The 21,827-nt window shown below is 69.6% G+C and carries 16 protein-coding genes and 6 CRISPR repeat arrays; of the genes, 6 read left to right on the forward strand and 10 right to left on the reverse strand.

Annotation, left to right across the window (positions count from 1 at the left end):
• Nucleotides 1–45 precede the first annotated feature (45 nt).
• From ACIRQY_RS33585 to ACIRQY_RS33605, 5 genes are all read right to left on the reverse strand, one after another.
• The gene (locus tag ACIRQY_RS33585) at nt 46–999 is read right to left on the reverse strand and encodes a recombinase family protein (protein WP_403932063.1); all 954 of its coding nucleotides are present in this window, start codon (nt 997–999) and stop codon (nt 46–48) included.
• A 207-nt stretch (nt 1,000–1,206) separates the two neighbouring features.
• Complete coding sequence (locus ACIRQY_RS33590; protein WP_403932066.1) at nt 1,207–3,279, reverse strand: NACHT domain-containing protein; 2,073 nt, start codon at nt 3,277–3,279, stop codon at nt 1,207–1,209.
• 71 nt (nt 3,280–3,350) lie between these two features.
• Nucleotides 3,351–3,761 (reverse strand): hypothetical protein, encoded by a 411-nt coding sequence (locus tag ACIRQY_RS33595; RefSeq protein ID WP_403932069.1) that lies wholly within the window; start codon nt 3,759–3,761, stop codon nt 3,351–3,353.
• Nucleotides 3,762–3,882: 121 nt separating this feature from the next.
• Entirely contained in the window at nt 3,883–7,101 is a 3,219-nt protein-coding gene (locus tag ACIRQY_RS33600) for a Tn3 family transposase (protein WP_403932072.1), read from the reverse strand.
• Nucleotides 7,102–7,439: 338 nt separating this feature from the next.
• Nucleotides 7,440–8,033, reverse strand: coding sequence for a class I SAM-dependent methyltransferase (locus tag ACIRQY_RS33605; RefSeq protein ID WP_403932075.1), 594 nt, complete (start codon nt 8,031–8,033; stop codon nt 7,440–7,442).
• Nucleotides 8,034–8,336: 303 nt separating this feature from the next.
• Between ACIRQY_RS33605 and ACIRQY_RS33610 the strand changes: the two genes are divergently transcribed.
• Complete coding sequence (locus tag ACIRQY_RS33610; RefSeq protein ID WP_403932078.1) at nt 8,337–8,504, forward strand: hypothetical protein; 168 nt, start codon at nt 8,337–8,339, stop codon at nt 8,502–8,504.
• Between the two features lie 601 nt (nt 8,505–9,105).
• Nucleotides 9,106–9,622: direct repeats of the CRISPR family, unit length 29 nt; unit sequence GGGTCCATCCCCGCGCGTGCGGGGAGCAG.
• Nucleotides 9,623–10,083: 461 nt separating this feature from the next.
• Here ACIRQY_RS33610 and ACIRQY_RS33615 read toward each other — a convergent pair.
• Both ACIRQY_RS33615 and ACIRQY_RS33620 read right to left on the reverse strand, forming a co-directional pair.
• Entirely contained in the window at nt 10,084–10,542 is a 459-nt protein-coding gene (locus ACIRQY_RS33615; protein ID WP_403932081.1) for a hypothetical protein, read from the reverse strand.
• A 1,026-nt stretch (nt 10,543–11,568) separates the two neighbouring features.
• A CRISPR array of direct repeats spans nt 11,569–12,268; the repeat unit is 28 nt; unit sequence GGTCCATCTCCGCGCGTGCGGGGAGCAG.
• A gap of 237 nt (nt 12,269–12,505) precedes the next feature.
• Nucleotides 12,506–13,022: a CRISPR direct-repeat array (repeat unit 29 nt; unit sequence GGGTCCATCCCCGCGCGTGCGGGGAGCAG).
• 166 nt (nt 13,023–13,188) lie between these two features.
• On the reverse strand, nt 13,189–14,001 hold the full coding sequence (locus tag ACIRQY_RS33620; protein WP_403932083.1) for an aminoglycoside phosphotransferase: 813 nt from the start codon (nt 13,999–14,001) through the stop codon (nt 13,189–13,191).
• A gap of 625 nt (nt 14,002–14,626) precedes the next feature.
• A CRISPR array of direct repeats spans nt 14,627–15,204; the repeat unit is 29 nt; unit sequence GGGTCCATCCCCGCGCGTGCGGGGAGCAG.
• A 224-nt stretch (nt 15,205–15,428) separates the two neighbouring features.
• A CRISPR array of direct repeats spans nt 15,429–16,071; the repeat unit is 28 nt; unit sequence GGTCCATCCCCGCGCGTGCGGGGAGCAG.
• Nucleotides 16,072–16,628: 557 nt separating this feature from the next.
• Here ACIRQY_RS33620 and ACIRQY_RS33625 point away from each other — a divergent pair.
• Complete coding sequence (locus ACIRQY_RS33625; protein ID WP_403932086.1) at nt 16,629–16,967, forward strand: hypothetical protein; 339 nt, start codon at nt 16,629–16,631, stop codon at nt 16,965–16,967.
• A 578-nt stretch (nt 16,968–17,545) separates the two neighbouring features.
• Nucleotides 17,546–17,701, forward strand: a complete 156-nt coding sequence (locus ACIRQY_RS33630) for a hypothetical protein (RefSeq protein ID WP_403932088.1) — start codon at nt 17,546–17,548, stop codon at nt 17,699–17,701.
• A 352-nt stretch (nt 17,702–18,053) separates the two neighbouring features.
• On the opposite strand, the gene ACIRQY_RS33635 is transcribed toward ACIRQY_RS33630, so the two are convergent.
• Complete coding sequence (locus ACIRQY_RS33635) at nt 18,054–18,236, reverse strand: hypothetical protein (protein ID WP_403932091.1); 183 nt, start codon at nt 18,234–18,236, stop codon at nt 18,054–18,056.
• Between the two features lie 154 nt (nt 18,237–18,390).
• Nucleotides 18,391–18,588 (reverse strand): hypothetical protein, encoded by a 198-nt coding sequence (locus ACIRQY_RS33640; RefSeq protein WP_403932094.1) that lies wholly within the window; start codon nt 18,586–18,588, stop codon nt 18,391–18,393.
• Between the two features lie 175 nt (nt 18,589–18,763).
• Between ACIRQY_RS33640 and ACIRQY_RS33645 the strand changes: the two genes are divergently transcribed.
• Genes ACIRQY_RS33645 through ACIRQY_RS33655 form a run of 3 tightly spaced genes read left to right on the forward strand, consistent with a single transcriptional unit; the run spans nt 18,764 to nt 20,643 of the window.
• Nucleotides 18,764–19,513, forward strand: a complete 750-nt coding sequence (locus tag ACIRQY_RS33645; RefSeq protein WP_403932097.1) for a DUF6879 family protein — start codon at nt 18,764–18,766, stop codon at nt 19,511–19,513.
• A gap of 14 nt (nt 19,514–19,527) precedes the next feature.
• On the forward strand, nt 19,528–20,379 hold the full coding sequence (locus tag ACIRQY_RS33650) for a helix-turn-helix domain-containing protein (protein ID WP_403932100.1): 852 nt from the start codon (nt 19,528–19,530) through the stop codon (nt 20,377–20,379).
• A 36-nt stretch (nt 20,380–20,415) separates the two neighbouring features.
• Nucleotides 20,416–20,643, forward strand: a complete 228-nt coding sequence (locus tag ACIRQY_RS33655) for a hypothetical protein (RefSeq protein WP_403932103.1) — start codon at nt 20,416–20,418, stop codon at nt 20,641–20,643.
• A 60-nt stretch (nt 20,644–20,703) separates the two neighbouring features.
• On the opposite strand, the gene ACIRQY_RS33660 is transcribed toward ACIRQY_RS33655, so the two are convergent.
• The gene (locus tag ACIRQY_RS33660) at nt 20,704–20,883 is read right to left on the reverse strand and encodes a hypothetical protein (protein WP_403932106.1); all 180 of its coding nucleotides are present in this window, start codon (nt 20,881–20,883) and stop codon (nt 20,704–20,706) included.
• A gap of 32 nt (nt 20,884–20,915) precedes the next feature.
• A CRISPR array of direct repeats spans nt 20,916–21,798; the repeat unit is 29 nt; unit sequence GGGTCCATCCCCGCGCGTGCGGGGAGCAG.
• Nucleotides 21,799–21,827 lie beyond the last annotated feature (29 nt).

Genomic DNA, 21,827 nt, shown 5'->3' on the forward strand with positions numbered 1-21,827 from the left:
CACCGAGCCGGAGGGCTCCCCCCTTGAGTCGGTGCAGACCGGGGATCACGGGTGTGCCTCTTCGAGTTCGGCGGCGGTGAGGACGGCGCGCTGGGCGACCAAGCGCTCGCGCAGGTCGATCTCCTCGGCGGTGAGCGGGTCTTCGGGCCGGCGGATGCGGGCGGGTACGGGCCGCTGCGGCAGGCCGTCATCGGCCGGGGCTCCACTGGCGGCGTTCTCCTCGGCTTCGGCGAGCGCCCGGTACACCGAGGCGACGGAGGGGTTCTTCCCGGCGTTCTTGCCGTCCTTGATGACGAGCTTCCTGGCGATCTCCGGGACCGGGACGCCCTTGGCCTTGAGCGCGAGGGCAAAGGTGAGCATGTCGTCGTCGACGACCTTCGGCCGGCCGCCGTGGTTGCCCTTGGCGGCAGCGGCGTGCTGGCCCTCCAGGGTCTTCTCCCGGATGTAGTTGCGGTCGAGCTGAGCACCGACGGCCAGCACGGCGAAGAACATCGCGCCGAAGCCGTTGGGGTCGTAGATGCCGGTCATCGGGCCGGTGAGGAGTTCGAGCAGGATGCCCGCCCTCTCCAGATCGGCGGCCATCTGCATGAGCTCGGCGGCGTTGCGGGCTAGGCGCTTGGACTCGTGGACGGTCAGGATCACCGCCTGGTCGGGGGCGGCCTCCTTGAACTGGCGGGCGAGGCCGAGTGCGGCCTCCATCTGCGGCCGGTGCTTGATCCGGGTGCTGATCTTCTCCTGGAAGACCTTCGCGCACCCGGCCGCGGCCAGGGCAACGAGCTGGCTCTCCAGCTCCTGCTCGGCGGTCGAGCAGCGCGCGTACCCAATCCGGATCGGCGGGGCGGCGTGCTCGGGTGCCGGGGCGAGCACGGGGGCCGGCCGCAGATGCCAGGGCTTGCCCGGGCCGCGGTCGGCGGGCACCGGCACCTCCGGGTCCTCGCGGAGCCTGGGGACGAGGATGAACCGGGCGGTGTGGTACTTCGCCGCAGTCTTACTGCCCATTGTCCGGCACGGACTGCCTGCAGGGGCTTCGCACTTCGGGCAATCATGACGTTCCACCTCAGATGCGGCCTGATCGGATGTCAGATCCATGCCGGGAGTCTCTCAGAAGTCTGTTGCAGAACGGCGGAGTTTTGAGAGGTCTTCTGCGAGTGAAGACGCGGGCAAACCGGACACGTTCCGAGCCTCTCGCAGAACTCTCGCAACTGTTCATTTGTGAGAGCCCCGGCCGACCCACTCCTGCAAGGCGTGGTGGCGGAACTGGACGGCGATTCCGGAGAGCCTGAACAGGCCAGCGTCATAAGCCCAGTCAAGGAAGGGCCCCAGCCTGCGGCGGGGGAAGCGGCGGCGGGCGATCAGGATCACGACAGCGATAGCGTACAGAGCCCAGGATGAGTCGCAGGTTCTCACGATTCCGATGGCCAGCCCCATCCAGATCCCGAGCACTGCTCCGTCGCCGAAGGCGGTCCAGGACAGCCACGGGTAGGCCGCCAGGTTCATCGCGCCGAAGCCGGCGCTGAGCGCAAGCGCGTACGAGGTCAGTACGACCGCCTGGAATGCGAGCGCCTGTCCCATCAGTCGGCTCGGCCGACTGACCGCTGACGGGCGACGTGCCAGGACGACTTCTGTGGCGAGGACCAGACCAATGGAGACGAAGGCGAGTCTGTGTGCCTGACCGACCCGTGGTCCGTAGCCCTGGCTGAACCAGAGCCCGAACACGTGACCGACCGCCCACCCGGCCACGGGCCACACCAGCGCGAACAGTATCCGGCGCCTGCCTGAGGAGGTGCGCAGCAGGGATGTGTCCAGTCCACGCAGACGGCCGTCGGTCCGGGCCGTGCGAATGGTCACCCAGACGACCAGGAGCGCCCCGGCCAACAAGAGTGAGCGTCCAGGAGCGTAGGGCGGGATCCAGTACGAGGTCTTGCTGTGGTAGTGACTCAGGGCTAGCAGCAGAAACAGCGTCGTCAGCGTGCTCTGGGTGGCCATGGAGAGGATTCGCGGCAGGTGGTGCCCGGCTACTCGCCACAGTTGATGCGGGTAGAAATCGGTGCCCGATCGACCCCGTTGGCGGGCTGTTATGAGGTGGCGGGCGAGGGTGCCGAGCCACTGGCGGACTTCGGACTCCGAGTAACTGGTGCCAGAGTGCTGGTGCTGGGCGACGGATCGCGGGAGGAGCCGCGCGAGCAGGAAGTCGTGCAGCTGGTCGGCAGGAAGCCGGGTCAGCTCCTCGGGCTGCCCGCTGTCGATGTAGGTCGCCACGGTGACGAACAGCCACAGCGGTGAGCACAGCACCTGGGCGAGCGGGTCGTCTGGATGGTCTGTCAGGTGTGCGATGACAGGGCGCCAGCGGTCCTCGACCTCTGCATCCGGGGAGCGTCCGGGAAACCGGTAGGCGAGGTGTCGGCGCACGCGGTCGACATCGAGCGGCTGCAGGGTGACCACTGCGGCGTCCTGGAGCACCGGCACCTCGCCGGGGCGGATAGCGGCGCCGGTGGACTGGTCCGGGGGGCTGGCGGACTGTTCCAGACGGCGGTAGAGGTCGGCGCGGCAGGTGACGACCACAGGCTGCGGGCCGTAGTGGCCGGGTGTGTTGAGTGCGCGGATCACTGCTAGGGCGCGTGTGGGGAAGGACCCTTCGGGATCCATCTCATCCAGGCCGTCGAGGATCGGCAGTACCCAACCCGCCTGCACCAGGTTCCGGGCCTGTCGGCGTTTGAGCGGATGGGCGCCGCTGGAGATCTGGCGGACGATCCATTCGTCCACAAGCCTGGCCACCGTTGCGGGGGGCGTGTCCGGCGAGGTGAGACGGGAGTCCTCGAAGCTGGGAAGGCTGAGCCGTACCGGAACAAGGCGGCCCCGATCGGTTGGCGTATTCCTTTGTGCGTCGATCAGGTCGACCAGTAGCTGCATCACCAGCACGGTCTTGCCGGCCCCGGCGTCGCCGAGCACAACCAGCCTGCCTCTGCGCAGCCCGGTGTGGAAGGCGGCGATATTCGTCAGTGATCCGCTGCCCGCACCTTCGTCCTCGCGCCAACGCACCAGGTCGAGCTCGGCCCGGTGGAACTCCAGGTCGGCAGCTTGGGGAACGCCGTCGTCCGCCAGCAGCCGGCCGCGGACGTCGGCCTCCTGGCGGCCCACCGAGTCAGCCAGGGCATTCGCCCAGCCCAGTAGCTCCTGGTGACGCTGGGGCAGCGCGGCCGCGATGGTGGGATTCTGGAGGATGACGTCGCCACCACTTTGGATCTGGAAGACGCTCCCCCAGACAGTCGATCGGTTCACGGACTGGGAGGCGAACCGGCGCCGGTGGGCCCGCTTCGTCTGTCCGATGCCGTCCAATAAGTTCCACGGCATCACTCCAGCTCAACGCCCTTCGCGCCGTCGATCAAGTTGACTGGGCCGGAGATCGAACCAGTCACCGACTGGCTTCCGGTGGCAGGGGCATAAGGGGCTGGGGCTGCGCCCGCAGGGGGTGCGACTGTCGAAGAACTGCTCTTGATCTTGACGTTGCCGTCCGCCCCCCGCACTAGATTCACGGGTCCCCTAACGTTCGCCGCCACGTGCTGGCCGCCGGCACCGGCCCGATGCTGGAGCACCAACCCCCAGATGGTCACCGCCAGACCAGTCACAGCGACGAACAGTCCGGCCACGCCAGCCACCCAGCTGGCCTTCTCCCATCCCACGCGGCTGAAGTACCAGACGAGGCTGCCTGAGACAGCGGCCGCCACTATTCCACCCGACCACGCCATCGCTTTCCCTGACATAGCAGCATCATCAGCGATGCGCAGGACTCGCACAGCAGGATCGCGCCAACTACACCTGATCGGGATGTGCGCGTGACGAACTCCGCCGTGCCAGTGTCCTCCCGGGGGCGGCGGGCGACCGTCAGAAGGTCGCGGCCGCGGCCAGGTCCTTCGGGTCGAGCTTGGTGAAGTCGACGTCCAGGTGCGGCTCGTACGCCGCCGGGGGCAGGTCGAGCTCGTGGGTGGAGTACTCGCCGAACCGCATGATCTTCTCGGTCAGGTAGGGCGAGACCTCGGCCAGGTCTTCCGGGTCGACCTTCCAGCCCTCGGCCTGCAGCTCACGTACCGCCTGGGCGATGTCCAGGGTGTTGTGGAAGATCAGGCAGTTGGTGAGCAGGGCGTTGAACTTCACCGCCTTCTCCTGCTCGACGGGGTCGTTGTCGGTGATGACGCCGCGGTTGCCGAAGCGCACCCACTCGGAGAAGCCGTTGAACGCCTCGACCTTGTTGGTCGCGGCCGTCACACGTCGGCGCATCTGCGGGTCGGTCAGGTACCGAAGCAGCTGGACGGTGCGGATCACCCGGCCGACCTCGCGGAACGCCGCGTAGTGGGCGTTCTTGTGCGACCCGGAGCGCAGGCGCCGCAGCAGCAGGACGGAGGAGATCTTGCCCTCGCGCACCGACAGCGCCACCCGCATCAGGTCCTTGAAGTGCGACTCGATCAGGTCCCAGTCGATGACGTTACGCCCGGGTGGGCCGAACAGCGCGTCGATGTGCACGTAGCCGGTCTGCTTGGTCGGGCGGAAGAACACCAGGTCCTTCCAGTTGCGGATGCGGGGCATCAGCTCGAAGCCCAGCAGGTGGGCGAGGCTGAACACCGGGAAGCTCTGGCCCTGCGTATCGGCGTGGATCGTGGTCGGCTGCAGCTCGGACTCGTTCTTCAGCAGCCCCTCGATGATGTAGACCGCCTCCCAGACCCCGCACGGGATGAAGTGGGTGAACAGCGCGATGTAGGTGTCGGCGATGTGGTGGTAGGCGATGCCGCCGGGCCGGCCGTAGCGCACCGAGGTCTCGGCGACCAGGTTGTTCAGGTAGGTGTCCATGTGGGTGCCGTCCGCGGCCACCGCCGTGCCGTCGCCCCAGGCCCGGGCCATGTCGAGCTGGGCGTGGGCGTTGACGACGTCGGTGATGGCCTGGTTCAGCTTGGCGATGGAGAAGTGCCGGTTCGCCGTGGCGGACAGCTCGTGCCCGCTGACCCCGTTGATGTGCCGGGCCGCCTCGTAGGGGCCCATGTTGATGCCGTTGACGAAGGTCGTGATCACGTACCGGCCGAAGGCGTCCTTGAGCTTGGGGTCGTGGCCGGAGGCCGGGCCGAAGCGCCGCCACCACTCGATCCAGTACGCGGTGCGGGCCAGCACCCCGAGCAGCGACCGCTCGGGCAGGCGGGACTTGATGGCCTGCTCCAGCTTCACCGCGCTCGGGCGCCGCTCGTCCGCCTTGTACTTCTCCAGCGTCGGCACCCCGGTCTTCGGGTCGATGAACAGGCCCTCGTTCTCCGGGTAGCCGGAGTCGGCGGCCACCGCCGCCTCGGTGAGCCGCTCCTGCAGCTGGGCGCGGAAGGTGGCGGCGTCGAACGGCCGGGTGTCGCCCGGCTCGCGGAAGCCGACCTCGACCAGGTACTCCGGCAGCCGCACTTCGACGTCCTGCCACTTCAGCAGCTGCTGGCTCCAGTCGGCGTACTCCTCGGAGCCGGCCACCGCGATGTCGCCGCAGCGCAGTTCCTCGATGAGGTAGTAGAACACCATGGCCTCGAAGTGCCGGCGCACGTAGACGGACGGGCGGGTGCGGTCGCGGACGATCTTCCGCCAGTTCTGCGTGGCGAAGGAGATGTCCACCACCCCGGTGTCGCGGCCCTTCCCGTCCTGGCCCCGCCTCGGCAGGTAGTCGCGCGAGGTGCGGAACCGCAGCAGGTTCCCGAGCGCGTCCAGGACCCGGCTGTCCTCGCTGGTGGCCACCAGGTCGAGGCGCTCCAGCAGGTTCAGCATCACCGGCCGGTCGGCCTTCAGGTGCCCGTGCAGCAGCACCTCCCAGAGGTCGCCGTGGTGGGCGGAGACCTTCTCGATCTGGTCGTACTGGGCGGCGAACCCGCCGAAGCTGTCCACCGCCGAGGTGACGCTGAACAGGCCGTTGGACTGCACCATCAGGCCCTCGGCGAGCGTCAGGAACGCCGCCGACACCTTCCGGTTCAACCGCCGGGACACCTCGCCGGGCAGAGTCTCCTCGTCCAGGCCCTCCAGCGCGTCCAGCGTCTCCTTGGTCAGCGCGCCGGCCTTCGCCCTCGCCGTCTGCGCGGGCCCGTCGGTGTCCACCTGTCGCAGCAGGGTGCGGTAGTTGCCCACCAGCACCTCGACGATTGACTGCTGCTGGCGGCGGATCTCCTCCAGCTCATCGCGGGCCCGCTTCACCTTGGTGGCCACCCGCTTGCAGAACATCGTGGTCAGGTCGTCGCGGACCCGCATCCGGGCCTTGTGGAGCAGGCAGGCGATCAGCGTGACGCGCTTGGTCTCCGCGTAGTCCTGCAGCACGGCCGCGTCCGCCGCCTCGGCCTCGCCCGCGAAGTCCGCGATCTTCCCGGCCGCGAGCCCCTCCAGCCACACCTCGGTGTCGCCCAGGCCGTCCAGCCACCTGCGGTGGTCCGACAGCTTCTTGAGGTGCGACCAGGTCGCGCGCTTCGCGGGCTGCTTCAGCTGGTTGAACAGCGTCTTGCGGTCCAGGCCGAGCGTGGTCACGAGCCGCAGCAGGTTGGCCCGCTCCTCCTCGCCGATCCGCCGGTGGACGAAGGCGAAGATGTCGGTGTTCACCTCGGTGCGGATGCGCATCGCCATCCGGTCCAGCGTCGAGAACGCCGGCAACTCCAGGCCCCGCTGCACGAGCTGTTCCAGCGCCACGTTGATCAGGTCGGCCGGGTTGTTCTTTGACGCGGCCTCCGCCCGGATCGCCTCCTCGGCCACCTTGCGGGCCTGCCCGGCGTCGTAGGTCACCCCGACCCGCTGCCGCACCAGCGACCGGTGGTTCTTCGCCGTCTTCTCCGCGCCGTGGCCAGCCACCACGCCCTCCGGCAGTTCCACGGCCCGCCGCACGAAGTCGGTCACCGTCTCCGGGACCTCCTCCCACCGCGGGAAGCACCCCATCCGCTGGTAGGACTTCAGCAGCACCAACAGCGCGAGCTGGTGTCCGTCGGAGTCGGTCCGGGCCACCGCCCACTCCACCTCCTCCCGGCTCGGCGAGAAGAACAGGTGCAGCTCACGCGCGGTGATCAGCCGCTTGAACCGCGGATACGCGGTCCGCTCGATCGACGTCATCCCGAAGCCCTACAACCCGAAGCCGACACGGGCGACGCCCGCCCGCGCGGGCATGCTCACACCCCCGGCCCCGGGCGAAGATCGAAAACCCGATACCCAGGACAGACGACAGCCGACGGTGGTACACGTCCAGCGGACCTGATCAGGCTTCAAGATCACGTCATGGCCCCTTTTGCACGTACCTTGGCTGGACCCCCTCCACCAGGACTTAAGGTCACAGGCAGCCCACGCCGATATGGCGCGCGCGGGTCAGGCCCGGTGCCCGCTTCGATCGGGGGCAGCACCGCCGGGCCGCCTTAATCCCTCCGCGGCCAAGTTGTGCGGTGACCGGGGGCACGTCACGTCTTCGTAAGGACGGCCACCAGGAAGTCGGACCCCTCGGCATAGGGCTGCAGGTCCCACGTAGACAGCAGGAGACCGGGGGCCAGACCGGCGGCCTCGGCGTCCTGCAGGAATTCTTCGGGCGAGTAGCCGCGTTCGGTGCCGAAACCGATCACCGCTCGCCCCCCTGCGCACAGGTGCTTCGCGAACCGGCCCAGGACGATGCGGCGCGTGTCGGGTGCGAGGAAGGTCATCACATTCCCGGCGCACACCAGCACATCGAAGCCCTTGGCGGGGAGGTCGAGCTCGGAGAGGTCCCCGGTGAGCCATTGCGCTCCGGGGTGATCGGCTCGGGCCGCGGCGACGAGGGCCGGGTCGAGGTCGACACCCGTGACGTCGTGTCCGGCCCGGGCCAGATATCCGCCGACCCGGCCGGGACCGCAGCCCGCGTCGAGGATCCGGGCTCCGCGGGGAATCATCGCGTCGACGAGGCGGGCCTCACCATGCAGATCGGCGCCGTCCTTGGCGAGCTTCCGAAAGCGGTCGATGTACCACTGCGAGTGCCCCGGGTTCTCCTCGAGAAGGGCGAGCCAACCGTTCTTGTCGTTCACCCAGTCAACTATGCCTGACCTGGCGTAGAGGCAGGGACGGAACGCTGGTGGGCGAAGGAGAGCTCGCCAGCGGCCCGCACAGGGTCGGCGAAGGAGACGACAGGGGCGAGACGGACCTGCATCATCATGGCCCGCTCGCCAGCCGCCCCGTGCTGCTTGGCCTTGTCGCGGCCGGCTTCGAGCCGCTCGCCTTCGGCGCGGCGAGTACGACCCGGACACCGACGAGCGCAGGGACGGGGGCAAGGCGGCATAACGTACAAGGTCGTCCTCGTTCCGGAGCGGCGCCGCGCGGTCCACGAGGCGATGCGCGGACCACTGTCCACCACACCACTCGCGGTCGGGACACCGGAGGGCAGCGGGCCGGACGCGCTGCGGAAACTCGCCGTCGCGTCCGCCGGGGTGACCATCGGATACCGCGTCATCGACGCTCAGGTCGAGGTGCGGGTGGTCTGGCTTCTCGGCTGGCCCTGACCTTGGACGACGCGGACGCCCGGCGCGCCTGGGTGAGGCTGTTCGAGCGGGTGCGGAACGTGTGGTCCGACGCCCTTGTCCAGGGCTTCCGCGCGCTGGGCCCCGGGAACGTGCCTGTACGGCCCGCTCGCCGACGATTACCCGCCCCCGAATGCCCTGGGAGACCCCGGGGCTGGTGATCGTCTCTCAGGGAGGCGTGCAGGCGATAGGGTCGCCGTGATGCCGCACGACCTGCGGAGGAAACCCTCGACCGGCGGGACCCGACGGCGTCAGTCCTTCCGCCGGAGCCGGCACACAACTGGTCGGGTCTCAGGCTCCGCTGCGGACTGCGTTCCCGGTACACCGTCCCTTCCTCCTCTTTTCTGAAGTGCGCCGTGTCCGTATGGAAGACCCCTGAGACCCTCTCGGAGCTCCGGAAGGAAGCCGAGGAGATCACCCAAGCCCTCACGGGCGCCACCGAAACCGAGACCGACGTCGCCCGCGTCCTGGAACTGATCCGGGCGGCCGAAGCCCACCTGGAACTGATAGACGACGGGCACTACCCCGACGAAGGGAACCAGGTCCACCTCGACCTGGCCGCAGCCCTCGCCGCTCTCGCCAAGGGCTCACCTCCGCCTGCGCGGAGAGGACCGGGCGGTGAGCAGGTCGGTGGACTCCTGGAGCGGTTCACCTCCGCGCGTGCGGGGAGCAGCTGACCGGAGCAGGGGGCGGGCAGGAGATCCAGGTCCATCCCCGCGCGTGCGGGGAGCAGCCCTTCTCGATCTCCGCCGTGACCCGCGCGATGGGTCCATCCCCGCGCGTGCGGGGAGCAGTCCGGGCGTGTTTCTGGGAGTCGGCTCCGGCGGGGTCCATCCCCGCGCGTGCGGGGAGCAGCCGGAGAACTTGAGCTGCAGCTCGACGCAGGGGGGTCCATCCCCGCGCGTGCGGGGAGCAGAGGCCGCCGGGCCGAGGTCGGTCTCGACGCAGGGGTCCATCCCCGCGCGTGCGGGGAGCAGAGGCCGGGGGCGACTTGGCCGCCGGGTTCACCGGGTCCATCCCCGCGCGTGCGGGGAGCAGCGGTCGCCCCTCCCCCGGGTCTCCGGGGAGGGGGGTCCATCCCCGCGCGTGCGGGGAGCAGACTCCCTGACCTGCAGTTCTACCGCAGGCTCGGCTCGTTCTGAACCACTTTCATCGAAACCGGCAAAGAGGCTATAGCAGTCATAATGTCGATCTGGGCAGGCAGACCGCCATTCAGGGCTTGACCCTCGCCGACAAGAGCAGGGCTCCGGGAGGGGAGAGGAAGATGAGCCTCTCGGGCGAGCCCAGCGGGCGGTGCTGCCTGGCAAGGCGCTGGTCGACAGAGAACGATCCCCGCGCCCGCGAGGAGCAGTGCCTGTACCGGGATCCCCGGCGACATGGCCTTCTCCTCCTGCCTCGGGAAGGGGAGGCGGTCAGAAGTGGCGGTGCAGCCAAGAGGGGAAGCGGTGCATGCACCGCGCGTTGGCCAGGCGGCCGAGGACGGGGCGCCACCCGGCGGCCGCCGCACGGACGAGGTCCGTCGTGCCGCAGCCAGTGCACGCAGGCTGTGCCGGGCGGGTGTTCACTGCTGTTCCTGCGCGGGCTGGCCCGGGATTCGGTTGAGGGCGGCCCGGAAGGCGGGCCGGTTCTCCGTGCTGATCTGGTAGGCGATGGTCTTGTGCCAGCTGGGGTTGTCCCGGTCGGCGATGGCGGTGACGGGCTGCTCGATGCCCTCGGGAAGCCAGCCTTCCCGTACGCCGCGATCCACGCCCCGTTTCAGTGCGTTGGACGGCCCGTTGAGCTTGCCGAGAGCGTCGCGGAGCCGGTCCGCTTCGAGGCAGCCGCTCTCGTCGCCCTCAACGACGACCAGGCGGGCGAAGGTCCGGGCGCCCGATGTCAGGGAGCGGAAGTAGCGTTCGGCGCGCTCGGTGGTCCAGGTGGTGTCGGTGGCGATGACGGACAGCTCCGCCTGATGCTGGGCGGCGAGGAGTACAAGCTTCTCCGTGAACGCCTTGTCGGCACCCCTGAGGTTGATCTCCAACGAATTCTCCGGTCTTCCGTCGCACTCTTACCCAGTTCTCCGGGGTTGCCATGGAGTCTGGACCACCACCGGCCCCTTCCATCTAGCACAGGACAACCATGAGTGAAGTCTCCACTCGCGTGTGATGCCCGCGAGACAGTCGCCGCCCCGGACGGCACGTGCTGGACCTGGGAGTTGTGGCAGCGGAGACAGGTGCGGGAAGGGCGCCGAGGTCGCTCTCGGGGGCCTGTCCGGGAAGAGTGTCCGGCTCGGCCTGGGACGGACGGCCGGCGGGGGCTGAGGGTTCGCCGGGCGTCCAGGTGGCCCGGCAGGGCTGCCGCGGAGGGTGAATACCGTCGGCAATCTTCCGCAAATTGGGGCAATATGGACAGTTTTACCGTGGGGCAATTGGAAGAGGCCGCTGCTTATCGCCATCCCGTTGTGTAGATTAATGAATAGCAGCGCACTAATCAGTACGCTAGGTTGTTCCTCTAATTGAGTGTGCCGTCGCCACAAAATAGATTGTCGCCGGGTTCCTGCCTTAGCAGGAGGGGCCCGCCGCAGTCTTCGCGACGGGCCCCGGCTCCGGCCGGGCTCGTTTGCGCCGAGCCCGGCCGGTCCTACATCACCTTCTCCGCGAAGATGACCAGCAGCGGCACGAACGGACCGACCGCAGCGAGAAGCCGGAGAGCGCGAGCCCCCTGCCTCTTCCACCAGTCTCTATGCCGCTTGCCGCCGCCCTGCGTGGAGCACATGGTGTGCCCCCTTCCTGGTAGGGAGGGGTCTGCGTTCGTGCTGCCCCTCGTGGCGGTGCTCCGGAGGCATGATCTCCGAAGGACCCGTCGAGGGGCAGGACCAACGCCCTCAATAGCTGAGGCACGCAAGGGTTAGAGCTTATATGCCGGGAGGGATTCCGGGCGAGGAATCATCAGAAGCGTTCCACCGCACCCCTATTGGGTCGATGCACATTCCGGGCGGGGCGCGACGGCGGCCGACTACGCAGCCCGGGAACGGCTGTCCGACAGGTGGCACCCGCGACCTGTGAGCGGGTCCATCCCCGCGCGTGCGGGGAGCAGCGGACGTGCTGGCACACGGGCGTGCCCGGCAAGGGTCCATCCCCGCGCGTGCGGGGAGCAGAGCTCGACCGTCTTGCGCTCGCGGGTCGCCTGGGGTCCATCCCCGCGCGTGCGGGGAGCAGCGCCGACGGAGGTCTACGTGTTCGTTCAGTGGGGGTCCATCCCCGCGCGTGCGGGGAGCAGTCCCCGCGCGTGTGGGGAGCAGAGAGCGTCCGGGGTCCATCTCCGCGCGTGCGGGGAGCAGCATTGTGGTGGTGGACACGGACGGTCGACGTGGGGTCCATCTCCGCGCGTGCGGGGAGCAGCGTCCTCCGCGTGGCCGCCGTGCAGGAACCACTGGTCCATCTCCGCGCGTGCGGGGAGCAGACCGGTCGCCGTGGTGTGGGTGGCCCTGGTGGGGGTCCATCTCCGCGCGTGCGGGGAGCAGACTGGGACATCAGGCGCGGGCGAGGGCTTCTTGGGTCCATCTCCGCGCGTGCGGGGAGCAGGTCGAGGGCGAGCAGCGGGATCTGCTTGCGGGCGGTCCATCTCCGCGCGTGCGGGGAGCAGCGCGAAGACACGTTCGAGTCCTCGTCAAGACCCGGTCCATCTCCGCGCGTGCGGGGAGCAGAGCACGGGACCACCTGGTTCCCCCGCAACGTGGGGTCCATCTCCGCGCGTGCGGGGAGCAGCCTTCCTGACCTGCAGTTCTATCGCAGGCCCAGCTCGTTCTGAACCACTTTCACGGAAACCGGCAAAGCGGCTAGAACGGTCAAAGTGTCGATCGAGGCAGGTCGGCCAGCCGTAGCCAAGTGCCCGGCTTTCACCGGCAGGAAGCAAGAAGCAGGACTCCGGGCCCTGGGAGAGGAGATGAGGTCCTCGGACGGGCCCACGGGGGGCGCTACCGTCCGGCGAGGTACCGATCGACAGGGGCGATCCCCTCGCATGCGGGGAGCAGGCGTCGAACGTCTTGCGGCACGACGTGCAGTCGGGTCCATCCCCGCGCGTGCGGGGAGCAGGGAGGTGCCGGAGGCGTCGGGTTGCCGCCGTCGGGTCCATCCCCGCGCGTGCGGGGAGCAGACTCCTTCGAGTGGGCTGCTAACCCGCTCGGTGGGTCCATCCCCGCGCGTGCGGGGAGCAGGAACTCGCGGTGCAACTCGACTGCACCGCCGCGGGTCCATCCCCGCGCGTGCGGGGAGCAGCAGACGAAGATCTGCGGGTCGGTGATCCACCAGGGTCCATCCCCGCGCGTGCGGGGAGCAGAGGATCCCCGCTGGGGTCCTGGCCACCTCCGCGGGTCCATCCCCGCGCGTGCGGGGAGCAGGCGAGCATCCGGGCATCGCCGGTCAGCAAGTTGGGTCCATCCCCGCGCGTGCGGGGAGCAGAGATCCGGGTGCGGGACGTGGCCCGGGGCGGTGGGTCCATCCCCGCGCGTGCGGGGAGCAGACTTCCTGACCTACAGTTTTACTGCAGGCGCAGTTCGTTCTGAACCACTTTCACAGAAACCGGCAAAGAGCCCAGAGCGGGCAAAGTGTTGAGAGCAGTTGAGTACTTGTGGGCTGCCTCAAAGCGATCTGTAGGAAGATCTGACTGCTGTGTTCGTCGCGTACCGCTAGAGGGGGATCTGCCGGGCCCAGTAGTTTGCCCATTGCCGAGCTCCGTGGGTGACGCCGTCGATTCCGGGGGCGCCGTCGGCGTGGACGTCGGCCCAGCGGGCTGCTTCTGCGCGGGCGAGGACGGCAACGGCCTGGGGGTCGGCTTCCCTGAATGCGGGGATCTCCTGGGCGCGGAGTACGGCTTCGGCGGGGGAGTGGCCGCCGTCGCTGATGAGGCGGATGGCCCACAGGGTCGGGTCGATCCAGGCGGGGCCCCGGGCGGCCCATGACCAGTCGATGACGTGGGCCTGGCCGTTGTTGACGATGATGTTGGTGGCGGCGAGGTCGGTGTGGAGTAGCGAGTTGCCGTGGAGGAGTGGTTCGGTTTCGTTGTCGCAGTAGTAGCCCCATCGGTCCCACGCGGTCAGGAGTGACAGGGGCGGGGCGGTGATGCCGGAGAGTGTGGTCAGCGCGGTGGTGACGGCTTTGAGTCCGGTTGCGCCCGGGGTGTAGTCGGCGTGGTCGCCGTTGACGGCGTCGAAGGCGAGGAGTACCCAGCCGTCGGCCTCGGTGTGCCATCGGGCACGTGGGCAGATGTCGTGGGGCAGGTAGGGGTTGATCCGGTACTCGAGGTGGAGTTCCTCGGCCCGTTCCTTGTCCTGGATGCCTTTGATGAACAGGGTGTCGGTGGGGGTGGTGAGGATTGTGGCGATGTCGGCGTTGCCGCCGCCTGCGGCGTCGGTGGCGCTGTATGTGCTGCCCAGGTGCTGTTCGGCTGCGCGGTGCACCGTATTGGGCAGTTGAGCCCAGGGGATACGGTCGGGGGACATCTGGCGTCAGGGTTTCCGGGGCGGGTTCGGCGGACCGGGTGGGTTTGGGGGCATCGGCGGGTTTTTGTCGGGCGTGACGGGGCCGGGTGGGCGACCAGGAGGTGTGGGAGTGGTCGGCCCTCGTGGCGGCTTTCTCTCGGCGGTGAGCATGATGTTGAGGGTAGTTGGACAGCCGGATGGACCACCAGGGCGCGTCGTGTCGGCAGCACCATGCCCGCCCCGCTGAAGGGCTTCATCATGCGATCGGGGGCTTCCGTCTTGTCGCCCAGACGTTCTGGATAAGGCCCGGCGGCTGAAGCGGACGGCATCGTGAAGAGGCCGAAGCGGCATGACGGCCGTGCATGCCGCTCGAGCTCGCCAGAAGACGGTGGGGACCTCGCGCCGGCCTCGCCGCGCCCCCGAGGTCCTGTGCCGGCCGGTCGGCGTGGTGCTGGAGGCGCGTTCGACGGCCTTCGGCCGGACGGCGCCACCTCGTCGGACGACGCGGCGCCGATGCCGGGCCCGGCATCGGCGGACTCTGCTTCCGGAGAGACGAACAAGCACAGACCATCCTATTAGGTGCTATGTCGGAATCAGTGGAAGTGGCTCCACCAGGGGTAGGCGTGAGATAGAACTGCAGGTCAGGAAGCTGCTCCCCACGCGGGCGGGGAGCAACTGGTGTACCACCGATGTACCAGGTCACGCCTGAGTCCATCCCCGCGCGTGCGGGGAGCAGCCCTCGGCCTTGATCGATCCCCGTCGGGCTTCCGGTCCATCCCCGCGCGTGCGGGGAGCAGGGCAAGCTCAGCTCGATGGCGAAGCCGGACCCGGGTCCATCCCCGCGCGTGCGGGGAGCAGGGGTGAGAGATCGCGGGCCCCGTGACCGGTGCGGGTCCATCCCCGCGCGTGCGGGGAGCAGAAGCGACCGCGAAAGCGCGGAAGCTCTCTGCGGGGTCCATCCCCGCGCGTGCGGGGAGCAGTCGACCCCCGGTCACCGCCGCGCCCTTCAGTCGGGTCCATCCCCGCGCGTGCGGGGAGCAGTCCGCTGAGCATGTCGGCGGCGAGGACCCACCGGGTCCATCCCCGCGCGTGCGGGGAGCAGTCGATCTCCCACTCTGTCCGTGCCACCGATCCGGGTCCATCCCCGCGCGTGCGGGGAGCAGCTCCTACGCTCTGGTCTGGAATACCGATGGCAGGGTCCATCCCCGCGCGTGCGGGGAGCAGCTTCCTGACCTGCAGTTCTACCGCAGGCTCGGCTCGTTCTGAACCACTTTCACCGAAACCGGCAAAGAGGCTATAGCGGTCATAATGTCGATTTGGGCAGGCAGACCGCCGTTCAGGGCTTGACCCTTGCCGACAAGAGCAGGGCTCCGGGAGGGGAGAGGAGGATGAGCCTCTCGGGCGAGCCCAGCGGGCGGTGCTGCCTGGCAAAGGCGCCGGTCGACAGAGAACGATCCCCGCGCGTGCGGGGAGCAGAGCATCCGTTCCAGGTTCGCCCGGACCGAGGCGGGTCCATCCCCGCGCGTGCGGGGAGCAGCCGTCACAGGGAAGCGCCCGCGCCAGGTCCTCGGGTCCATCCCCGCGCGTGCGGGGAGCAGCCGTGTCGGGCACGTCGCGCACGCCTCCCGCCGGGTCCATCCCCGCGCGTGCGGGGAGCAGTCCTCGGTCTGTCCCTCGTGCTTCAACGGTTCGGGTCCATCCCCGCGCGTGCGGGGAGCAGAGCCGCATGCGGCTTCGGGGATGAGATCCGGATGGTCCATCCCCGCGCGTGCGGGGAGCAGCGACAACGCCCCGCTACTCACCGTGATGCTATGGGCAGGGTCCATCCCTGCGCGTGCGGGGAGCAGCCTCCTCGGGCGGGCTGACAGCTCGACGCCCGGGGTCCATCCCCGCGCGTGCGGGGAGCAGCTCGACAACGCCGGGCTCTCCTGGCTCGACCAGGGTCCATCCCCGCGCGTGCGGGGAGCAGCTTTCGGGGGTGAACTTGCTGGTCAGGGTGGTGGGTCCATCCCCGCGCGTGCGGGGAGCAGCCATCGGTGGCCCCGCGCTGGCCGAACTCACCCGGTCCATCCCCGCGCGTGCGGGGAGCAGCCTTCCCGACCTGCAGTTCTACCGCAGGCTCGGCTCGATCTGAACCACTTTCATCGAAACCGGCAAAGAGGCTATAGCAGTCATAATGTCGATCTGGGCAGGCAGACCGCCATTCAGGGCTTGACCCTCGCCGACAAGAGCAGGGCTCCGGGAGGGGAGAGGAAGATGAGCCTCTCGGGCGAGCCCAGCGGGCGGTGCTGCCTGGCAAGGCGCCGGTCGACAGAGAACGATCCCCGCGCGTGCGGGGAGCAGGGAGGCGGCGAGGTAGTCGGCGGCGTCGACCCGGGTCCATCCCCGCGCGTGCGGGGAGTAGAGCTCGCCGGTGTCGTCGAAGAGAACCAGGGCGGGTCCATCCCCGCGCGCGCGGAGAGCACGATGAGGGTCTGCCACATGGTGTGTCTCCTGTGGGTCCATCCCCGCGCGCGCGGAGAGCACCCTTCCCGACCTGGACGTTCAGAACGCCTTCGCACGTCCTTTACTTCTACGGCGCCGATGAACCATGCGCCCATCCTGACAGACCGAAGGACCAGACACCGGAGAACACAGACCACCTGGCCGTGGACCTGGTCTGGCTCCTGGAGATTGCCCAGGAGAAGCTGCCCGGCGATCCTGACGTCGTCGACTTCGGTGCCCGGGAGGCAGCCCGCGCCCGCCACTGTGCCGTCGTCATGGGCACCACCGTCTACCCCGAACCGCACCACCGCGCCGCGGCCCTCCTGCAGTCCCTCGTCCGGCTGCCCGCGCTGGAGCACTCCAACGAGCTCTACGCCGCCGCCGTCGCGCGGCCTTCCTCACCGCCAGCGGCCGCCCCGTCAAGGCGAGCACCGAGCAGGCCGTCGACCTCGTCAGGCAGACCGCGAACGGAATGGACATCCGCGACATCGCCGCCACCCTGACCACCTGGACCCCCTGACCAGGCGCCAGCCGACGGCCTCTCAAGCCGTGACTGTGGCCGCGGCGACCGGATCACCTCCGCCCGCACAGAGAGCACCGACTCGGCCCCGGCGGCGAGTGCACGGCAGGCGGTTCACCTCCGCTCGCGCGGAGCGCACATTGTCGCGGCCCTGGACGCCCTGTGGGTGGTCGACTCACCTCCGCTCTCGCGGAGCGCACAAGGAGCGCCTCCGCGGCCACACGAAGGCCGTCGGCTCACCTCCGCTCGCGCGGAGCGCACGGCTCAGCGGCTCTCCAAGATCAGCCCGGCCACGGCTCACCTCCGCTCGCACGGAGCGCACCGACGAGGGTTTCAGCGAGGACCTGGACGACGACCTCACCTCCGCTCGCGCGGAGCGCACCCCTTCCTGTCCTGGGCGTTCAAGAGGCCTTTGCAACCTCTTTACCTGTGCGGTCCATCAGGAACATGTGCCCATCCTGACAGACCGAAGGACCAGACACCGGAGAACACGGACGTCTCCGCCAGGGCCCACGATCCGTCGGCAGCGAGAGGGGAATCACCGCCGCCCGGACCGCCCTGATGTACGGCGACACCGAACAGATCACCTCGCTCATCAACGCCTGCGGCCGCGAGAGCGCCACCCGTCTCTACGGCCCCGGCCCCGGCCTCGTCCGCCACGCCCTGCGCCTCGCGCAGGCCAACTGCCACGTCACGATCGACTGGACCCAGCGATGACCGACACCCTCACCCAGCCACCCACCTCACCGGCAGCGCTCTCCTCCTCCACGACGCCCACCTTGGCCCCGGCCGCGGGTTCGGCCCCACTGGAAGGGCCCGCTGCGGCCGGGGCACCGGGGGCAGGCGCCGATCTGGCCCGAATCGCTCCGCACCAGGCCCGCGCCGCCGCGAAGGCCCGCCGCCAGGCCACCCGTACTGGCGTACCGGCCGGGGCCCGCTCCTGCTCGCCCGTTGTCCGCTGTAGGCCGGGCAAGCAGGAGATCAGGGGGCTACCGGAGGACGCCTACCGCCAGGGCGGTGAGCAGGGCGAACACGATCACCAGGTAGACGGCCTGGCGGTGCCACTCTGTCACTGGAAGTCCGGCCGGGCCGGGGGCTGGTCGAGGGATGGGTCCAGGCACACGAGGCGGGTGGCGTGGACCAGGGTGTCGGGCCGGGCTCCCGAGGTAGAGAAGACCTCGATCCTCCGGGGGACGCCGCGGATCGGCCGGTTGCAGTGCGCGCAGACCGGCGGGCCGTACGCGCTGCTCATACCCGGCCCCTTCGCTTCCTGTGGCAGTCGCAGTCGCATCGCTTCGCCGGGAAGACCAGCACGTTGCGGGTCGGGGTCCGCACCTCTTCGGGGTGGCACATGCGGTGCTCGTCGAACTCGCACTCAGGCCGGAGCACCCGGCTGTGCTTCGACGTCACGACCTCACCGCCTGAGCGTCCACCTCGGTGAACTCGTAGAACGGATTCACTCCGGCCTCCTCCGCGCACTCCTTGTGGGCGTAGATGTGCGCGCCGCCGTCCTCGTGTCGCTGCGTACGGACGCACGCGTCGGCCTCAGGGTCGGTCGTGGAGCAGTAGGTACAGGCCCGCGCTCCGCTGGTCCTCGTCAGCATGTGCCGGACGGTAGGCGCCCGTTGGTAGCGTGTGCGAGCGGATGTTCTCGAATGTTCTCCAGGACCGCCCACCTGGTCGCGTCTGGTCGCATTCGGGTGCCCGAAGGTCGTGGCGGGGGGACCCCCGCGATGGCCAAGCTGGGGCGTCAACAGCGTGACCATGGGGAGGATCACCATGTTCCGACACTTGCGCTTCATCGGCACCGACAGCAAGAACGGCGGCTGCCCCGCCCTGCACGAGGACACCGACACTGGCGAGGTCATCGTCCAGGGCCGCCCGCTCACCGACCCTGCCGACCTCGACCGGCTCCAGTACTTCGGCCCGGAGGACGCGGCCGTCGTCGTGCCGCGCGAGCTGCTCGTCAACCACGCCCCGAAGGAGACGCCGAGGGTGCCCACGATCATCAGAGCGGCCGAGTTCGGCCAGCTGTTCCACACCTTCGAGTACTCGGCGTGGCACCTGGAGACCCGCCGCCGGTACGCCAGCGACGAGGAGGACGAGGACTACGGTGTCTTCCTGGAGACCGGCGAGGCCCCGATGGACCTCGACACCGACTGGTGCCGGAACATCACCGCACAGACCGCCGCCGGGCGGTACGTCGGGCGCGTCCGGGTCGTCGACTCGCCGCCCACCCCCGGCCAGCTTTTCCTCCAGTCCTACGCCCGCTGCAACGCGGCCACCGGCGAGGACGTACGGAGCATCTCGCGTACCGACGCCGACGCCCTGCTGCTCCCCGCTGAGGACTTCTGGATCTTCGACAGCCGTCTCGTTGCGGTGCTCCGCTTCGACGAGTCGGACGCCTGGGACGACGTCGAAGTCATCACCGAGCCCGCGCAGGTGCTCCGGTACGTCCAGGTCCGGGACGCGGCCACCGCAGCGTCGCAGCCGTTCGACGTGTTCGCGGCCCAGCACGGCGGCCGGTAGGAGGCGGCGCCCCGGTGAGCACGGACTACCAGCAGGCACGCGTAGCGCTCGGCATCCGCCTCCGGGAGCTACGCCTCAACGCCGCTGACGGCCGCCTCACCGGGCCCCAGCTCGCCCAACGGTGCGGCTGGCCCCACTCGAAGATCTACAAGCTGGAGAACGGGCGCCAGACCCCCAGCCCCGTCGACCTCACAGCCTGGGCCGACGCCGTCGGCCACCCCGAAGCGGCGGCGGAACTTCACACCCGGCTCCGCGGATACGAGTCGCAGATCCGGTCCTGGCGCCGCCAGCTCGCCTCCGGCCACCGCCCCGTCCAGGACGAATGGGCCGTCGCGGTCAACGAGGCCCGGACGATCCACGTCTGGGAGGAGGCAGTGGTCCCCGGGATGCTCCAGACCGCGGACTACGCCCGGCACGTGTTCCTCCGGTACGCCGAACTCCAGGGCACGACGCCGGACACCGAGGCCGCGGTCCGGTCCCGGATGCGGCGCCAGGACTGGCTCTACGAGAGCGGGCGCCGGCTCCACGCACTCGTATGGGAGGCCGCTCTCCAGGCCCTGATCTGTCCGACGCCCGTGCTGGCCGGCCAACTGGACCGGCTGGCCGGGACCGTGGGGATGGACACGGTGGAGCTGGGCGTCATTCCGCTTGGTGTGCCGCTGCGGATTCCGCCCGCGAACGGGTTCTGGGTGCTGGATGAGCGGCTGGTGATCACGGAGGACTGGCACTCGGAGTCGTGGCTGGACGACGAGGAGACGGTGGCCTCGTACGTGCGGGTGTGGAGGACGTTGCGCCGCTCGGCGGTGGTGGGAGCGGAGGCACAGGTGGTGATCGGGCGAGCGCGGCGGGCTCTGCCGGTGCGGTGAGCGTGGAGTGTCCGAGGCGGGGCATACGGTCCGCCGGTGACCGATGAATTGATCATGCTGGAGACCCTTGCCTGGGAGGAGATTCAGGCCAAGGCGTTGACCGTGGACACGGCGGCTGCCGTGCAGGCCGCGATCACTGAGCACGCGGCCGCGACCGGGCAGTCCCGGTACGACGTGGAGATGGAGCTGAAGTTCTGGGTCCGGAGACCGGAGGCGTACGAAGAGCGGGAGCGGAAGCGCCGCGAGGCCGCCGCGAAGAAGTAGTCCGGATACGACGAGACCGTCACCCTCGGCCTACGGCTGGAGGGGGACGGTCTTCCTGTATCAGCTCGTACGCGCGGTCCAGTACGCGTCTCGGGCTACCTCGTAGTCCTGCTGTGCGGCTATGGCCTCCTCGTGGGCGGCGATCTGCTGCGGCGTCAGGACCGGAGTGGCACCCGTGAGCGGGACGACGGCGATGCCGAGGGCGGTCTGGAGGACGGTGCGCTTCGCGGCGTCGGTCATGGTCAGGCTCCCTTGGAGACGATGGCGAGGACCGGTTCACCTCCGCCTCCGCGGAGAGGACTCCGGACGCCGGGCCCGCCCGCTCTGGTACGGCGGTTCACCTCCGCGCGTGCGGGGAGCAGGAGCGGGGCCGGTGATCTTGTCGGTCATGGTCGGGTCCATCCCCGCGTGTGCGGGGAGCAGGCGGTACGACGCCAACCCGGGGGCCGTTCTGCAGGTCCATCCCCGCGTGTGCGGGGAGCAGATCGCCGGGGACACCCCTACCGGCACCCTGGTGGGTCCATCCCCGCGCGTGCGGGGAGCAGCGTCAGAGACCCCAACACCGGGGCCGGGCGCCGGGTCCATCCCCGCGCGTGCGGGGAGCAGGCACTCCCCACCGTCACGGAGATTCGCGAGACGGGTCCATCCCCACGCGTGCGGGGAGCAGTCAGAGGCTTGAAATCCGGAACCACCCCGGTGGGGTCCATCCCCGCGCGTGCGGGGAGCAGCGAGGAGATCGAGCGCGAGGACGACGCCCAGGGGGTCCATCCCCGCGCGTGCGGGGAGCAGCACAAGGAGGCCACGGCCGAAGTCACCCAGGAGGGTCCATCCCCGCGCGTGCGGGGAGCAGGTGGCGGCGACTCTGCGGGCAGCCGCCGCGATGGGTCCATCCCCGCGCGTGCGGGGAGCAGCTGGACGGATCCGTTCCGCCGTGTCGACGAGGGGGTCCATCCCCGCGCGTGCGGGGAGCAGCAGGCTTCCGCCGCAGAGAGGTCGGGCGGTGAGGGTCCATCCCCGCGCGTGCGGGGAGCAGGGCCCGACGGCACCGGGAGCCCGACCACCCCCGGGTCCATCCCCGCGCGTGCGGGGAGCAGCAGCGGGGGCCGGGACGGGGGTCTCGGCGGGGGGGTCCATCCCCGCGCGTGCGGGGAGCAGCCTCCCTGACCTGCAGTTCTACCGCAGGC

This window comes from Streptomyces sp. NPDC101490, from assembly GCF_044767145.1.
Taxonomy (GTDB): Bacteria; Actinomycetota; Actinomycetes; order Streptomycetales; family Streptomycetaceae; genus Streptomyces.

Bases quoted from the DNA above. Each gene is read 5' to 3' on its own strand.
- ACIRQY_RS33585 (WP_403932063.1), bottom strand. From the start codon at position 999: ATGGGCAGTAAGACTGCGGCGAAGTACCACACCGCCCGGTTCATCCTC.
- ACIRQY_RS33595 (WP_403932069.1), bottom strand. From the start codon at position 3,761: ATGTCAGGGAAAGCGATGGCGTGGTCGGGTGGAATAGTGGCGGCCGCT.
- ACIRQY_RS33600 (WP_403932072.1), bottom strand. From the start codon at position 7,101: ATGACGTCGATCGAGCGGACCGCGTATCCGCGGTTCAAGCGGCTGATC.
- ACIRQY_RS33610 (WP_403932078.1), top strand. From the start codon at position 8,337: ATGCGCGGACCACTGTCCACCACACCACTCGCGGTCGGGACACCGGAG.
- ACIRQY_RS33620 (WP_403932083.1), bottom strand. From the start codon at position 14,001: ATGTCCCCCGACCGTATCCCCTGGGCTCAACTGCCCAATACGGTGCAC.
- ACIRQY_RS33630 (WP_403932088.1), top strand. From the start codon at position 17,546: ATGTACGGCGACACCGAACAGATCACCTCGCTCATCAACGCCTGCGGC.
- ACIRQY_RS33635 (WP_403932091.1), bottom strand. From the start codon at position 18,236: ATGAGCAGCGCGTACGGCCCGCCGGTCTGCGCGCACTGCAACCGGCCG.
- ACIRQY_RS33640 (WP_403932094.1), bottom strand. From the start codon at position 18,588: ATGCTGACGAGGACCAGCGGAGCGCGGGCCTGTACCTACTGCTCCACG.
- ACIRQY_RS33645 (WP_403932097.1), top strand. From the start codon at position 18,764: ATGTTCCGACACTTGCGCTTCATCGGCACCGACAGCAAGAACGGCGGC.
- ACIRQY_RS33660 (WP_403932106.1), bottom strand. From the start codon at position 20,883: ATGACCGACGCCGCGAAGCGCACCGTCCTCCAGACCGCCCTCGGCATC.